This window comes from Streptomyces johnsoniae (assembly GCF_031845565.1).
Taxonomy (GTDB): Bacteria; Actinomycetota; Actinomycetes; order Streptomycetales; family Streptomycetaceae; genus Streptomyces; species Streptomyces johnsoniae.
The window spans coordinates 71156-86379 of the sequence record NZ_JAVREV010000009.1 but is presented as its reverse complement, the minus strand read 5'-3'; the positions used below and the strand labels follow the sequence as shown (position 1 = coordinate 86379).

13 protein-coding genes are annotated in these 15224 nt (G+C 73.8%); 11 read left to right on the top strand and 2 right to left on the bottom strand.

From position 1 onward, the window contains the following. Position 1: 1 nt before the first annotated feature. The 8 genes from RM779_RS17445 (at position 2) to RM779_RS17410 (ending at position 9470) form a co-directional block, all read left to right on the top strand. Positions 2-835 carry an IclR family transcriptional regulator gene (locus tag RM779_RS17445; RefSeq protein WP_311618633.1) on the top strand — a complete coding sequence of 278 codons (834 nt, stop codon included), beginning with the start codon at positions 2-4 and terminating at the stop codon, positions 833-835. Continuing rightward, entirely contained in the window at positions 813-1991 is a 1179-nt protein-coding gene (locus RM779_RS17440) for an MFS transporter (protein ID WP_311618632.1), read from the top strand. The genes RM779_RS17445 and RM779_RS17440 overlap by 23 nt, the downstream gene beginning before the upstream one ends. A gap of 127 nt (positions 1992-2118) precedes the next feature. Beyond that, positions 2119-2892 (top strand): DeoR/GlpR family DNA-binding transcription regulator, encoded by a 774-nt coding sequence (locus RM779_RS17435; RefSeq protein ID WP_311618631.1) that lies wholly within the window; start codon positions 2119-2121, stop codon positions 2890-2892. Positions 2893-2966: 74 nt separating this feature from the next. Continuing rightward, the gene (locus tag RM779_RS17430) at positions 2967-4550 is read left to right on the top strand and encodes an APC family permease (RefSeq protein WP_311618630.1); all 1584 of its coding nucleotides are present in this window, start codon (positions 2967-2969) and stop codon (positions 4548-4550) included. Continuing rightward, positions 4547-5980, top strand: a complete 1434-nt coding sequence (locus tag RM779_RS17425) for an FGGY family carbohydrate kinase (protein WP_311618629.1) — start codon at positions 4547-4549, stop codon at positions 5978-5980. The genes RM779_RS17430 and RM779_RS17425 overlap by 4 nt, the downstream gene beginning before the upstream one ends. Beyond that, a complete protein-coding gene (locus tag RM779_RS17420) occupies positions 5977-7419 on the top strand; it encodes an NAD(P)/FAD-dependent oxidoreductase (RefSeq protein ID WP_311618628.1) in 1443 nt (480 codons plus the stop codon). The genes RM779_RS17425 and RM779_RS17420 overlap by 4 nt, the downstream gene beginning before the upstream one ends. Next, positions 7416-8693 (top strand): NAD(P)/FAD-dependent oxidoreductase, encoded by a 1278-nt coding sequence (locus tag RM779_RS17415; RefSeq protein WP_311618627.1) that lies wholly within the window; start codon positions 7416-7418, stop codon positions 8691-8693. Before RM779_RS17420 ends, RM779_RS17415 begins: the two co-directional genes overlap by 4 nt. Positions 8694-8738: 45 nt before the next feature. Next, positions 8739-9470: a class I SAM-dependent methyltransferase gene (locus RM779_RS17410; protein WP_311618626.1), complete on the top strand. Its 732-nt coding sequence runs from the start codon at positions 8739-8741 to the stop codon at positions 9468-9470. Between the two features lie 30 nt (positions 9471-9500). Here the strand turns inward: RM779_RS17410 and RM779_RS17405 are convergent, their stop codons facing one another. Then, complete coding sequence (locus RM779_RS17405; protein ID WP_311618625.1) at positions 9501-10319, bottom strand: SAM-dependent methyltransferase; 819 nt, start codon at positions 10317-10319, stop codon at positions 9501-9503. 172 nt (positions 10320-10491) lie between these two features. Then, positions 10492-11190 (bottom strand): FadR/GntR family transcriptional regulator, encoded by a 699-nt coding sequence (locus tag RM779_RS17400; RefSeq protein WP_311618624.1) that lies wholly within the window; start codon positions 11188-11190, stop codon positions 10492-10494. A 192-nt stretch (positions 11191-11382) separates the two neighbouring features. On the opposite strand from RM779_RS17400, the gene RM779_RS17395 reads away from it, so the two are divergent. From RM779_RS17395 to RM779_RS17385, 3 genes are read left to right on the top strand one after another with little or no spacing between them, the layout of a single operon-like run. Then, positions 11383-12450, top strand: a complete 1068-nt coding sequence (locus tag RM779_RS17395; RefSeq protein WP_311618623.1) for a sugar ABC transporter substrate-binding protein — start codon at positions 11383-11385, stop codon at positions 12448-12450. Beyond that, on the top strand, positions 12447-13961 hold the full coding sequence (locus tag RM779_RS17390) for a sugar ABC transporter ATP-binding protein (RefSeq protein ID WP_311618622.1): 1515 nt from the start codon (positions 12447-12449) through the stop codon (positions 13959-13961). Before RM779_RS17395 ends, RM779_RS17390 begins: the two co-directional genes overlap by 4 nt. After that, positions 13954-15003, top strand: coding sequence for an ABC transporter permease (locus tag RM779_RS17385; protein WP_394813320.1), 1050 nt, complete (start codon positions 13954-13956; stop codon positions 15001-15003). Before RM779_RS17390 ends, RM779_RS17385 begins: the two co-directional genes overlap by 8 nt. Positions 15004-15224 lie beyond the last annotated feature (221 nt).

The following is a 15224-nucleotide window of genomic DNA, read 5'->3' as shown; positions in this document are numbered from 1 at the left end:
CGTGTCCGTATCCTCCTCCCGCGGCCGGTCCGGCGGCCCGCCGGGCGACGAGACGCGGGACGGCTGGTCGGCGGTGCCGCCGCCCTACAGCCTCGCCTCCGTGGACAACGCCCTGCGGCTCATCCACGTCCTCGACGAACGCGGCGAGCTGCGGGTCTTCGAGGCCGCGGAACTGCTGGGCGTCGCCCGCTCCACCGCGCACCGGCTGCTGTCCACGCTGGCCTTCCGCGGCTTCGCGACCCGCGGCGGCGACAGCCACGTCTACCGGCCGGGGCCCGCCCTCGTCGACGCGGGGCTGCGCGCCATCGCGCGGCTCGACCTGCGCCAGGTCGCCAGGCCGCACCTGCTGGCCCTGGCCGAGGAGACCGGCGAGACGGTCCACCTCGTCGTCCTGGAGGGCAACGGGGCCCGCTTCGTCGACGGCGTGGAGAGCAGCCAGCCGCTGCGCGTCGGCCTGCGCGTCGGCATGGTGCTGCCCGCGCACGCCACGGCGGCGGGCAAGGCGATCCTCGCGGCCCTGCCGCCCGGGCAGGTCCGCGACCTGTACCCGCGGGGGGTGCAGGCCCTGACCGGCCGTACGCTCCAGAGCCTCGACGAGATCGAACGCCACCTGGCGACCGTGGACCGTGCAGGGTACGCCACCAACCACGGCGAGAGCGCCGACGACGTGGCGGCGGTGGGCGTCGTGGTCCGCGACCACGCCAGGACGCCGGTCGCCGCGATCGCCCTGGCCGCCCCCGCGGAACGGCTGCTCCCGCCGCGCATCCCGCTCATCGCCATCCGCATGCACCGCGCGAGCCTGGCCATCAGCGGTGACTTCGCCGCCCCCCGCTGAGCCCGAAGGGCCGGCCGGGCCCGGCACGGTCTGGATGCTGACGGCGGCCATGGGCCTCGGCCCCGCGAGCCTCTACGCGGTGACGGCCCTGAGCCCGCAGCTGCTGCCGGTGCTCGGGGCCGGCGAACGGCTGCTCGGCCTTGCCGTGGGCGCGTCGTTCGCCGTCGCCTCCCTGGCCTCGGCCGCGGCCGGTGCGGCCGTGGACCGGCACGGCGGCGTGCTGTTCATCCGCCTCATCGCGGTGTTCTCCGCGCTGACCGCTGTCCTGCTGACCCTTCAGGTGTCGGCGGCGACCCTGGTGCTCGCCGTCGCCGTGGCCGGTCTCGCCCAGGCGGCGGCCAATCCGGCGACCAACGAGATCATCGCGCGTGCCGCGCCGCGGCAGGGCCGGGCCAGGGCGGTGGGGCTGAAGCAGAGCGGTGTGCCGGGCAGCCAGCTCCTCGCCGGGGCGGCCCTGCCGCCGATCGCCGCACTCGGCGGGGTGCGCTGGGCGTTCGCGGCCCTCGCCCTGACCGCCGTCGTCCTGGTGGTGCCCGCGCTGCGCATGCGCGCCGGGCCCCCCGTCCGGCGGCCGGTCCGCGGCGGCCGGGTGCCGCTGTCCCGTCAGGTGCGGATCGTGCTCGGGGTCTCGTTCTGCTCGGGGGCCACGACCCAGGCCACCAACGCCTACCTCGCGCTCTTCGCGCACGGCTCGCTCGGGCTCGGCGCGACGGCCGCGGGCGCCAGCATGGCGGTCGTCGGCGGCGTCGGCATCGCCGGCCGCGTGCTGTGGACCCGCGCGCACGCCGCCGCGCGGCGGCCCCCGCTGGTGCTGACGGTGCTGACGGCGGGCGGCCTCGCCGCCTCCGTCCTGCTCCTCGCGGCCGCCGCGTCCGGCGCCACCGCCCTGTTCTGGGCCGCGGTGGTGGTGCACGCGCTGTGCGCGATGGCGGTGCCGGGGGTCGTCTTCCTCACCGTGATGGATCTGGTCCCGGCGCACGCCATCGGCACCGTCTCCGGATACGTGGGCATCTGCCAGTTCGCCGGCTTCGCCGGCGGCCCCGTCCTGGCCGGCCTCGTGGTCGGTGCGGTCGGCTACCCGGCCGTGTGGGCGGCGGTGGCGGGACTGGGCGCCGCCGCCCTCCTCCTGGCCGCGGCCGCCGCCCGGCGGCGCTGACGCTGGGTGACGATTAACGGCTCGAAGGGTGACTTTCCGGCCGTCTCTTGACGGGCCTCGGGCAGGAGTCCACACTTTCGGCTAAGTTCAGTCATCCACACACGCTTGCAGTCAGTCGAGGCCGCGCATGCTCCCAGCCGAACGCCACCGCCGCATCACCGCCGCCGTCAATCAGGCGGGCACCCTGAGCACCGAGGCGCTCGCCGCCGAACTCGGCGTCTCCGCCGAAACGGTGCGCAGGGACCTCGCGCAGCTGGAGAGCCGCGGGGTGCTCAGCCGGGTGCACGGCGGCGCCGCGGCGCTGGCCGTGGCCAGAGGACTGACGGGGGAGGAGGCCCCCTTCGCGGAGCGCTCCGCCGCGCAGGCCGACGCCAAGGCCGCGATCGGCCGGGCCGCGGCCGCGCTGGTGCGTCCGGGCATGACCGTGGTCATCGACGTCGGCACCACCGCCGTACAGGTCGCGCGCGCCCTCCCGGCCGACTTCCGCGGCCTGGTCGCCACCTCCTCGCTGCTGGTGGCGGGCGAGCTGGCGGGCAGGCCGCAGGTCGAGGTGCTGATCCCGGGCGGGCGCGTCCGCGGCGGCGACCTGGTCTGCTCGGGGGCCCAGGCCGTCGCCTTCTTCTCCGGCCTGCACGCCGACGTGGCGTTCCTCGGCTCGGGCGGCCTCGACGCCGAGGCCGGGGTGACGGACTTCTACTTCGACGAGATCGCGACCAAGCGGGCCGTCATCCAGCGGAGTGTCCGCGCCTACGTGCTGGCCGACACCAGCAAGCACGGGCGGATCGCGCCCCACCGCGTCTGCGGCCTGGACGAGTGCGCCGGCGTCATCACCGAGCCGTCCGCGGAACCGGAGCTGGCCGCGGCCGTCAGCCGCGCGGGAGGCACCGTGATCACGGCCTGACCCGCGCAGCACAGGTTCCACCCAGGCGGTCCCGAGCCACGGGCGCCGTCCGCACGTGAAAGGCAGCAGGTCCCATGAGTCACAGCGATCCCCGCCCCGCGGGCGGCCCCGCGGCCACCCCCCGGGCCGCCGGCTACCAGCAGGAGATGGCCCGCGAGCTCGGCTGGTACGCCTCCTTCTCCATCGCCTTCGGCTTCGTCTCCATCGCCACCGGCATCTTCACCGCCTACGGCTCGGTGCTCAGCACCTCGGGCCCGCGCGGCATCTGGGCCTGGCCCATCGTCGTCGTCGGCCAGCTCGCGGTCGCGCTGATCTTCGGGGCCCTGGCCGCCCGCATCCCCATCAGCGGCTACGCCTACCAGTGGGTCTCCCGGATCGTCGGCCCGCTGTGGGGCTGGATCATGGGCTGGATCTCGTTCGCGTTCCTCGGTGTCGTGGTCGTCGCCGTCGACTACACCATCGCCTCCACGATCCTCCCCGAGCTGTTCCAGTACCGGGGCACCACGCAGAACGCCTGGTTCATCACCGCCGTCGTCATACTCCTCCAGGCGATCCTGGTCGCCGCCTCCACGCGCACCACCCACCGCGTCAACAACGTGGCCGTCACCGTTCAGCTCATCGGCATGACCTCGCTCACCGCGCTGCTGTTCGTGGTCGGCGCGGTGACCGGCAAGCTCGACTTCGCCACCCTCTTCGAGGCGGCGCCCGCCGACGCGTCCGGCTACTACGCGCTGGGCGACATGACGCACGCGGGGCCGTTCGCCCTGGCCTTCCTGCTGGGCGCCTTCACCATCGTCGGCTTCGAGTCCGCCGCCAACCTGGCCGAGGAGACCAAGGAGCCCGCCCGGGTCATCCCCAAGGCCATGGCGCAGGCCGTGCTCTCCCTCGGGGTCCTCGGCTTCCTGTTCCTCATCGCGATCACCGCGCTGGCCGGCGACCCCGCGGAACTGGCCCGGTCCGACACCCCGGTGGCCACCGTCATCACGGCCGTCCTGGGCTCGGTCGTCGGCAAACTGCTGCTCGTCCTCGTCGTCCTGTCCATCTTCTCCTGCGGTCTGGTCATCACCCTCAGCGGAACGCGCCTGGTGTGGGCCATGTCCCGCGACCAGCGCTTCCCCGGCTGGCAGGCGCTGCGCAAGGTACACCGCAGCCGCGGCACCCCGCTCAACTCGTCGATCTTCATGCTGGTGATCGCCCAGGTCGTGCTGCTGGTCTTCTCCGGCTCCACCGACGCGCTGTTCGAGCTCTTCTCGGCGGCCACGCTGCTGCCGGCGATCATCTACGCCGGTACGGTCATCATGTACATCGCCAAGCGCAGGTCGCTGCCGCCGAGCCGCGGCTTCTCCCTCGGCCGCTGGGAGATCCCGGTCATCGTCGTCGCCTCCGTCTGGCTGGTGTACGAACTGCTGCTGTTCCGCGACGAGTCCTTCCGGGCGCCCTGGGCCTATGTGCTGGTCCTGTTCGCCATCGGCGCCGTCTACCTCGCCTACCTGCTGATCAGCCGCGGCAGGTCCGGACTCTCGATGCCCGACATGACCGATATCGACCGTGCCCTCGACGCCGACGAGCCCGGCGGTGCCGAGCCCGCGGCATCCGGCGGCGGCCGCACCGCGGCCGGCAGCGGTGCGGGACCAGGACCTGAGGAGAACCCGCGATGAGCACCATCCTGGCCATCGACCAGGGCACTTCCGGCACCAAGGCCATCGTGGTGGACACGGTGGACGGCACCCTCGCCATCGCCGAGGAGGCCGTCCGCCCCGCCTACCTCGACGGCGGCGGCGTCGAACAGGACCCCGGCGAACTCCTCAACTCCGTCCTGGGCGCCGGCCGCCGCGCCGTCGCCGCCGCCGGCCGGCCCATCGACTGCGTCGCCCTGGCCAACCAGGGCGAGACCGTGCTGGCCTGGGACCCGGCGACGGGCGCGCCGCTGTCCGCCGCCATCGTCTGGCAGGACCGCAGGGCCGAACGGATCTGCGCCGAACTCGCCGACCACGCCGCCTGGGTGGCGCAGCGCACCGGGCTGGTGCTCGACCCCTACTTCTCGGCGCCGAAGATGGCCTGGCTGCGGCGCCACGTCACCCGGCAGGGCGTGGTCACCACCACCGACACCTGGCTGGTGCACCACCTCACCGGCGCGTTCGTCACCGACGCGGCCACCGCGAGCCGGTCGCTGCTCCTCGGCCTCGACGCGGTCGACTGGGACCCGGAGCTGGCCGAGCTGTTCGGCCTCACCGGGGAACGCCTGCCGCGCATCGTCGCCTGCGACGAGATCGTGGGCACCACCCGGGCCTTCGGCGACGAGGTGCCGGTGGCCGGACTGATCGTCGACCAGCAGGCCGCGCTGCTCGCCGAGGCGTGCCTCGCGCCGGGCACCGCCAAGTGCACCTACGGCACCGGCGCGTTCCTGCTGGCCAACACCGGGTCAACGGCGGTGCGTTCCGCGTCCGGCCTGACCACATCCGTGGCCTGGCGGGCCGCCGGGGGGACTCCGTACTGCGTGGACGGCCAGGTCTACACCGCGGCCTCCGCCATCCGCTGGATGCAGGACCTCGGCTTCCTCGGCACCGCGACCGATCTCGACGCGGTCGCGGCCCGCGACGCGGAGGGCGTGCTGTGCGTCCCCGCCCTCGCCGGACTCGCCGCGCCGTGGTGGCGGCCGGCGGCCACCGCCACGTTCACCGGCATGACCCTGTCGACCCGCCGCGAACACCTCGTGCGCGCCGTCCTTGAGGGCATCGCCGCCCAGGTCGCCGAGCTGTGCCGGCTGGTCGAGGCGGACCTCGGCGCGCCCGTGACCCGGCTGCGCGCCGACGGCGGCCTCACCGGCAGCCGCACGCTGATGCAGGCCCAGGCCGACCTCGCGCAGGTGCCCGTGGACATCTACCCCTCGGGCCACGCCACCGCGCTGGGCGCCGCCGCGCTGGCCCGGCTCGCGTTGTCGCCGGGACTCGGCCTCACCGAGGCCGTCGGCGCGTGGCGTCCCGCCACCGTCCACGAACCGGTCTGGCCGGCCGACCGGGCCGCCGAGTTCCGCGCCCGCTGGATCGCGACCGTCGAGGCATACCCAGGCAAGGGAGGCACCCCGTGAACGCCGCTTCGCCCACCGGCCCGACCGAGATCTTCGACGTCGCCGTGATCGGCGCCGGGATCGTCGGCGCGGCCGTCGCCCGCGAACTGTCGGGACACGAACTGTCGGTGGCGCTCGTCGAGGCCCGCGACGATGTCGGGGACGGCACCAGCAAGGCCAACACCGCGCTGCTGCACACCGGTTTCGACGCCAAGCCCGGCACCCTCGAATCGCGGCTCGTCGCGCGCGGCCACCACCTGCTCGCCGACTACGCCGAGGCCACCGGCATCCCCGTCGAGCGCACCGGCGCCATCCTGGTCGCCTGGACCGCGGAGGAGCGCGACGCCCTCCCCGGCCTCGCGGAGAAGGCGGAGCGGAACGGATACGACCGCTGCCGCCTCATCGGCCCCGACGAGGTCTACCGGCAGCTGCCCGCGCTCGGCGAGGGGGTGCTCGCCGGGCTGACCGTTCCCGACGAGTCGATCATCTGCACCTGGACCACCAACCTGGCGCTGGCCACCGACGCCGAACGCCGCGGTACCCGCGTCCTGCTGCGGCACGCGGTCACCGCCGTGGACGTCGCCGGGGACGTCACCACCCTCACCACCACCGGCGGACGCGTCGCCGCCCGCTGGGTCGTCAACGCCGCGGGACTGTCCGCCGATCGCGTCGACCGCATGTTCGGGCACGACCGGTTCACCGTCACGCCGCGCCGCGGCGAACTCTTCGTCTTCGACAAGCTGGCCAGGCCGCTCGCCGACAAGATCGTGCTGCCGGTGCCGTCCTCGCGCGGCAAGGGCGTGCTGATCTCGCCGACCATCTACGGCAACGTCATGCTCGGCCCCACCTCCGAGGACCTGACCGACCGCACCGCCACCGGCACCTCGGCCGACGGCTTCGCGTTCCTGCTGGGCAAGGGCGAGCGGCTGATGCCGCGGCTGCTGGCCGAGGAGATCACCGCCTCCTACGCCGGGCTGCGTGCCGCCATCGACCACGGCGACTACCTCGTCGAGGCCGATGCCGACCGCCGCTACCTGCTGATCGGCGGCATCCGCTCCACCGGCCTGACCGCGGGCATGGCCATCGCGGAACACGCCCGCGACCTGCTGAAGGACGCCGGGCTCCCCCTCGCCCCCCGCACCGACCTGCCCGCACCGCCCCGCATGCCCAACATCGGCGAGGCCGCCTTGCGGCCCTACCAGGACGCCGAACGCATCGCGGCCGACCCCGCCTACGGCACCATCGTCTGCTTCTGCGAACGCGTCACCGCGGGCGAGATCCGCGACGCCTGCCACGCACCGCTCCCGGCGCGCACGATCGAAGGGCTGCGCCGCCGCACGCGGGCCATGAACGGCCGCTGCCAGGGCTTCTTCTGCGGAGCCGAGGTCGAACGGCTCCTGACCACCAGGGGCACCGGCCCCGCCCACACCCCCCGGCGGCACGACGGAAAGAACTCATGAACCCCGACACCCCCACGCCGGGCACCACGCCACTGCTGACCCCCGACGTCCTCGTCATCGGCGGCGGCCCGGCCGGCCTCACCGCCGCCGCCCGCCTCGCCCCCCGCGTCCCGGGCGAGGTGCTGGTCGTCGAACGGGAGGCCGAGGCCGGCGGCATCCCCCGGCACAGCGACCACACCGGCTACGGGCTGCGCGACCTGCACCGCGTCATGCGCGGCCCCCGCTACGCGGCGCACCTGGCGGCGCGCGCGGCCGAGGCGGGCGCCGTCATCCACACCCGCACCATGGTCACCGGCTGGGCCGACGCACACACCGCCGAGGTCACCGGGCCCGCGGGCCGCCGGCGCATCCGGGCCAGGGCCGTCGTCCTGGCCACCGGCGCCCGCGAACGGCCCCGCCCGGCCCGCCGCGTCCCCGGCGACCGGCCGCACGGCGTGTACACCACGGGCCAGCTCCAGAACGTGGTGCACCTCCACCACGGGCGCGTCGGCCGGCGGGCCGTCATCGTCGGCGCGGAACTCGTCAGCTGGTCCGCGGTCCTGACGCTCCGCGAGGCGGGCTGCGCGGTCGCCCTCATGGCCACCGAGCATCCGGCGGCCGAGTCCTACGCCGCGTTCACGGTGCCCGGCCGCACCCTGCTGCGCGTGCCCGTGGCCACCAGGACCCGCGTCACCCGGGTGATCGGCCGCGGCCGGCTGGCGGCCGTGGAGATCGAGCACCTGGACACCGGGGCGCGGCGCACCGTCGAGTGCGACACCCTGGTGTTCACCGGCGACTGGATTCCCGACCACGAACTCGCCCGCGCCGCCGGGCTCGACCTCGACCCCGGAACGCTGGGCCCCCTCGTCGACACCGCGCTGCGGACCAGCCGCCCCGGGGTGTTCGCCGCCGGAAACCTCCTGCACCCCGTCGACACCGCGGACGTGGCCGCCCTGGACGGCGCGCACGTCGCCGACCAGGTGCTGCGCCACCTCGCGGGCGACGGGGACGGGGAAGAGAGCCCGGGCGTGCGCATCATGGCCGAGCCGCCGCTGCGCTGGATCGCCCCCGGGCTGCTGCGCCCCGGCGCGCCCGCGCCCCCGCGCAACCGGCTGCTGCTGTGGACCGACGAGTTCGTGCGCGTGCCGCGCGTCACCGTCCGCCAGGACGGCAGGACGGTCGCCCGCCGCACCCTGCCGTGGCCCGCCGCCCCCGGCCGCGCGCTGCGCATCCCCTGGTCGGTGCTGCGGAACGTGGACGACCGCGGCGGCCCTGTCACGGTGGGCGTGCACTGAACGCGGGCGGTGCCCGTGGGTCCCGCACTTCGTTACGGTGAGGGCGTGTTCACTCCCCGGGGCCCGGCCCTCCACGAGCTGGCCGTGCAGGCGATGTCCTCCGTCGAGCGCGGCTACGACCTGCTGGCACCGAAGTTCGACCACACCCCGTTCCGTACCCAGGACCGAGTCCTGGCCGCCGTGGCCGCCGCCCTGCGGCCGCTGGGGCCCTTCGGCACCGGGCTCGACCTGTGCTGCGGCACCGGGGCCGGCCTCGGCGTGCTGTCCGGGCTCTGCGAACGGCGCGTCGTGGGCGTGGACTTCAGCGCCGGGATGCTCGCGGTGGCCCGCGACGCCCGGCCCCCGGCGCCCGGCGGCCCGCCCGTGGACCTGGTGCGCGCCGACGCCAGGGTCCTGCCGTTCACCGGCGCCTTCGACCTCGTCGTCAGCTTCGGCGCGTTCGGCCACTTCCTGCCCGCGGAGCGGCCCGCGCTGTTCGCCCGGGCGTACGGCGCGCTCCGGCCCGGCGGCCTCTTCGCCTTCCCCGTCGCCGCGCCGCCGCGCGTCGGTTCGGCGCAGTACTGGACGCTGTGGGGCTTCGACGCCGCGATGCGCCTGCGGAACGCGCTGTGGCGCCCGCGGTTCGTCATGTACTACCGCACCTTCCCGCTGCCCCGGGTGAGCGAGGAACTGGGCGCCGCGGGCTTCGACGTCGGCACATGGCCGCTGGACGACCTCGGCGCGCTGCCCGACGGAAGCCCGCGCTGCCGCCTGGTCCTGGCGCGGCGCGGGCGCTGACCCGCGCCGCGCGCGGGTCGGCGCCCGGGGTCACGGCTTGCGGGCGACACCCCCCGCCATCAGCCGCTGGGCGACCGTCAGCGGCAGCGCGACGGGCGCGTCCGGCCGCCACAGCGGCAGGGACACCACGCCGGGCTCCAGCAGGTCGAGGCCCTTGAAGTACGCCGTGATCTCCTCCGTCGTCCGGAACCGCCCGGTGCCGAGGAACTCCAGCATCGTCTCCTCCACGCCGCGGGCCTCCGGGCCCGTATCGCAGAACGCCGTGATCACCAGGTGGCTGCCGGACGGGACCGCGTCCAGGTAGGCGTCGACGATGCCCTGCGGGTTCTCGTCGTCGTGCAGGTGGTGCAGCATGCCGATCAGCAGCACCCCGACCGGCTCGGAGAAATCGATCAGCCGCCGCACGCCCTGGTGCGCCAGGACCGCCGCGGGCTCGCGCAGATCGGCCGTGACGACGGACGTCCGCTCGTTCTCCTCCAGCAGCGCCCGGCCGTGCGCCAGCACGATCGGGTCGTTGTCGACGTACACCACGCGCGCGTCGGGCGCGTACCGCTGCGCGACCTGATGCGTGTTCTCCAGGGTCGGCAGCCCCGCGCCCAGGTCGATGAACTGCCTGATCCCGGCCTCCTGGGCCAGGTACCGCACCGCGCGGCCGAGGACAGCCCGGTTGAACCAGCCGACGTCGCTGATATGCGGCATCGTCCGGCGCACCTGGTCGGCGACCACCCGGTCGACCTCGTAATTGTCCTTGCCGCCCAGAACGGCGTCGTAGACCCGCGCGATGCTCGGCCTGCTCAGGTCGATGTCCGAGGTCTGGCCGCCCTCGGGTCCGCCGTTCTCGTTCGCCACCGCGAAAATCCCCTCCTCGTGCCGCGGCCCGCGCGTCCGAGCGGGCTCGCCCTTCCCGTGGCGCAAAGACTAACCCGCACCCGGCCCTCATCGCCCAAGTGTTCGCGAACCAACCGCCGTGCGGGCCTGGCGAGTTGCCGCCGGTCGTGCCTGGTCACCGCCGCCGGACCGCTCAGGTCTGGCGCGCCCGCAGCCAGGACTCCACCTCCCCGACGTGCGCCGCCGCCGCGGCCCTGGCCGCCTCCGGGTCGCGCGCCCGCAAGGCGTCGAGAATCCGCCGGTGTTCGTGGCGGGTGCGGTCGAACACGCCCTCCTCCTGGTAGCCGCGCCACACGCGGGCGCGGAACGTCCGCGAGGACAGGCCGTCGAGGATCGCCGTCAGCGTCCCGTTGCCGGCGGCCACGGCCACGGCCCGGTGGAAGGCCAGGTCGTGGGCGAGGATCTCGCCCGGGTCCTCCGTCGCGTACATCGCGTCGAGGTGCGTCTCCACCTCCGCCAGCTGCTCCGGGGTGATGCGCGCGGCGGCGATGGCCGCCGCCGTGGCCTCCAGGGCGCGGCGGATCTCCATCAGTTCGATCAGCTGCGGCCCGCGCGAGAGGTCGGCCACGACCCCCAGCGTCTCCAGCAGATCGGCGGCCTGGAGCCGCGTGACGTAGATGCCGGAGCCGTGCCGCGCCTCAAGGACGCCCAGCACCGTCAGTGCCCTGATCGCCTCCCGCATCGAACTGCGCGAGATGCCCAGGCGCACCGCGAGGTCCCGTTCGGTGGGCAGGCGCTGCCCCGGCTCCAGATGCCCCTCGGAGATCAGCGACTTGAGCTGCTCGATGGCACGCTGCGTCACCGTCCCCCTGGGCGGTGTGCTCCGCTCCACGCTGGCCGACCTCCGGTGTCGTACGGAGCGGCAGTCTACCGCCCAGTGGCCCGACCAATTGGCTCCCGAATCGGGAATTCGATGCCGCATGGGTGCCCAACTGGGCTAAGTGGTCCGATAATTGATGGGTCACGGCGGTGGCGGGCATTCCGGCGTCCGGCACGCACCCTCCCTGGACAAGGAGCCGTAGGCATGGCGGGTCAGTCACTTCGGCACACAACGCGCCGGCTGCGGGCGGCGGCCCTGGCCGCCGGTGCCGCGCTGGTGCTCGGCGCGTGCGGCAGCACGGCCGACTCCGGTCCCTCGGGCGGCGGAGGAAGGGGGAGCGACGGCCCGGTCGGGGTGGTGCTCCCCCTGCTGACGTCTCCCTTCTGGCAGGCGTACAACGACTACGTGCCGCGGATGGCGGATTCCGAGGGCGTCGACGCGCTCGGTACGGTCAACTCCAACGGCGATTCGGCCCAGCAGATCACCGACGTCAACAACCTGCTCAACCAGAACGTCGCCGGCCTGGTCGTCGCCCCGCTGGACAGCGGCGCCATCTCAGCCGCTCTCGACCAGGCCGAGCGGCGCGGCGTTCCGGTCGTCGCCGTCGACGTCGCCCCCGAGGAGGGCGAGGTCGAGATGATCGTGCGGGCCAACAACGTCGCCTACGGCGAAGCGGCCTGCGCCTACCTCGGCGAGCACGTGGAAACGGGCAAGGTCGTGCAGATCATGGGCGACCTGTCCTCCGTCAACGGCCGGGAAAGGTCCGAAGCGTTCCGCACCTGCGTCGCGGAGCACCACCCCGGTCTTGAGGTGCTGGAGATCCCCGCCGACTGGGAGTCCGACAAGGCCGCCGCGCAACTGGACACCCTGCTCAACGCCAACCCCGACATCCGGGGCATCTACCTCCAGGCGGGCGGCGTCTACCTCGCCCCCACGCTCCAGACCCTGCGCAGCAAGGACATGCTGCACCCGGCCGGTGAGGAGGAGCACATCACGATCGTGTCCAACGACGGCATCCCGCAGGAGCTGGAGTCCATCCGCAACGGCGAGATCGACGCGACGGTCTCACAGCCCGCCGACGCCTACGCCCAGTACGGCATGTACTACATCAAGGCGGCGCTGGCCGGTGAGACCTTCGAGCCGGGGCCGACCGACCACGGCTCCACCATCGTGGAGCTGCCCAACGGGCTGCTGGAGGACCAGCTTCCCGCGCCCCTGGTCACCAGGGAGAACGTCGACGACCCCGAGCTGTGGGGCAACCGCGACCAATGAGCGAACGCCAACCCGACCCGGCGCCCCGGCCGTTGACCGAGGCGCGGGGCATCGTGAAGCGCTACGGCCCCGTCACCGCCCTGCGGGACGGCCAGTTGACCGTGCTGCCCGGCGAGTCCCACGCCCTCGTCGGGCGCAACGGCGCGGGCAAGTCGACCCTCGTCGGCATCCTCACCGGCCTGACCGCGCCCGACGAGGGAACGGTCTCCTTCGACGGCGAGCCCGCGCCGCCCCTGGCGGACCGCGACGCGTGGCGCAAAAAGGTCGCCTGCGTCTACCAGAAGCCGACCGTCGTCCCCGAACTGACCGTCGCGGAGAACCTGTTCATCAACCGTCAGCCCCTGCGGCGCGGCGTCATCAGCTGGCGCCTGCTCCACCGGCAGGCCGCCGACCTCCTGGACACCTGGGACGTGCGGGTCGACCCGCGCGCCCGCACCGCGGACCTGCGCGTCGAGGACCGGCAGATGGTGGAGATCGCGCGCGCCCTGTCCTTCGGCGCCCGGTTCATCGTCCTCGACGAGCCGACCGCCCAGCTGGACAAGCGGGAGATCGAGCGGCTGTTCACGCGCATGCGCTCCCTCCAGAGGGCGGGGGTGACCTTCCTCTACATCTCCCACCACCTCAAGGAGGTCTACGAGGTCTGCCGGACCGTCACCGTGCTGCGGGACGCCCGCTGGGTCACCACCGCGGCCGTGGCGGACCTGCCGCGCCCGGCCCTGGTGGAGGCCATGACCGGCGAGGCCGTGCTGGCGCGCGGCGATGTGCGGCCCGCCCCGGACGCGACCACCGAGGCGTGCCTGGTCGCCACCGGCCTGAGCGGGCCCGCCTTCGAGGACATCGGCCTGACCGTGCGCCGCGGCGAGGTCGTGGGCCTCGCCGGCAGCAGCGGCAGCGGCAAGGTCCAGCTCGCCGAGACGTTCGCCGGACTCCACACGCCCACCGCGGGCACCGCCGAAGTCGGCGGCGTCGCCCTGCCGTTCGGCGACGTGACCGCCGCGCTGCGGGCCGGGGTCGGCTGCGTTCCGCGGGACCGCGACGAGCAGGGCACCGTCCCCGGCCTCTCCGTCGGCGACAACAGCACCATGACCGTGCCCGGGCGGCTCGGCAGGTACGGGTTCATCGGCCAGAAGCGCAAACGCACCCTGGCGCGCGAGCTGATGGACCGTCTCGACGTCCACGCCCAGGGCCCGGACCAGCCGGTGTCCGACCTCTCGGGCGGCAACGCGCAGAAGGTCGTCATGGCCCGCGCTCTCGCCTCCGACCCGCGGCTGCTCGTCCTGATCAATCCCACCGCGGGTGTCGACGTCAAGTCCAAGGAGTCGCTGCTCGCGCGCGTCGACAGCGCCCGCGACAGCGGCATCGGCGTCCTGCTGGTCTCGGACGAGCTGGACGACCTGCGCCACTGCGACCGGGTCCTGGTCCTCTTCCACGGCCGGATCACCGACGAGTACCGCGCGGGGTGGCGGGACAACGAGCTGATCGCATCGATCGAAGGAGTCGACCGTGGCTGACACCGGGACGCCGTCCGCCCTGGGCCGCACCACCGGCGCCCCCGGGCTCCCGGACGCGCCGGCCTCCCCGTCGCGGAACTCGCCGCTGTGGCGGCGCCTGCGGGAGCTGGCGCTGCTGCCCGCGCTGATTCTGCTCATGATCCTGGGCGCGTTCACCAACGACTCCTTCCTGACCGAGCGCAACATCATCTCGATCCTCGGCGCCTCGGCCGCCCTGGCGATGGTGGTGCTCGCGGAGTCCCTCGTCCTCATCTCCGGCAAGTTCGACCTGTCGCTGGAGTCCGTCGTCGGCATCGCACCCGCCCTGGGCGCGCTGTTCGTGCTGCCCGCGGCCCAGGCCGGGTTCGGCACCGAACTGCCGGTCGCCGTCGGACTGTTGTGCATCATGCTCGTCGGGGCGGGCATCGGCGCGGTGAACGGGCTGCTGGTGGTGAAGCTGAAGCTGAACGCCTTCATCGTCACCCTCGCCATGCTGATCATCCTGCGCGGCCTGCTCGTGGGCGCCACGGAGGGCAAGACCCTGTTCGGCATGCCCGAGGCGTTCTTCACGCTCGCGACCAGCACGTTCCTGACCGTTCCCGCCTCGGTATGGCTGGCGGGCGCAGCGTTCGGCATCACCGGGCTGCTGCTCAAATACCACCGGTGGGGCCGGGCCCTGTACGCGATCGGCGGCAACCAGCAGGCCGCGCGGGCCGCAGGTATCCGCGTCGACCGGGTGCTGCTCGGCGTGTTCATCACGGCGGGCGTCCTGGCCGCGGTCGGCGGACTGATCCAGACCGGCTACGTCGGCGCGATCAACAGCAACCAGGGCGAGAACATGATCTTCACCGTGTTCGCGGCGGCCGTCATCGGCGGGATCAGCCTGGACGGCGGGAAGGGCAGCATGCTCGGCGCGCTCACCGGTGTGCTGCTCCTCGGCGTCGTGCAGAACCTGCTGACCCTCGCCCAGGTCTCGTCGTTCTGGATCCAGGCGATCTATGGAGGCATCATCCTCCTCGCGCTCATGATCGCCCGCGTCACCACGGGCCGCGCACAGGACTGACCCGGCCCGCACCCCACTCCGCACCGCCGGTATACTGAGGGCAGCGAAGGGGAGTAGTCCCGCGATACCGGCCGGTCGACATACTGGCCATCCGCCTGCGGATGGCCCGGCAGCCGGGCCGCGACGCCGCAGGCGCCGCGGTGGACGAGACCTTCGGCCAGGTATGACCGCACCCGCGTTCCTCACACGGGTGTGCGACGTCGTGCCGGGCCGAGTGGTCC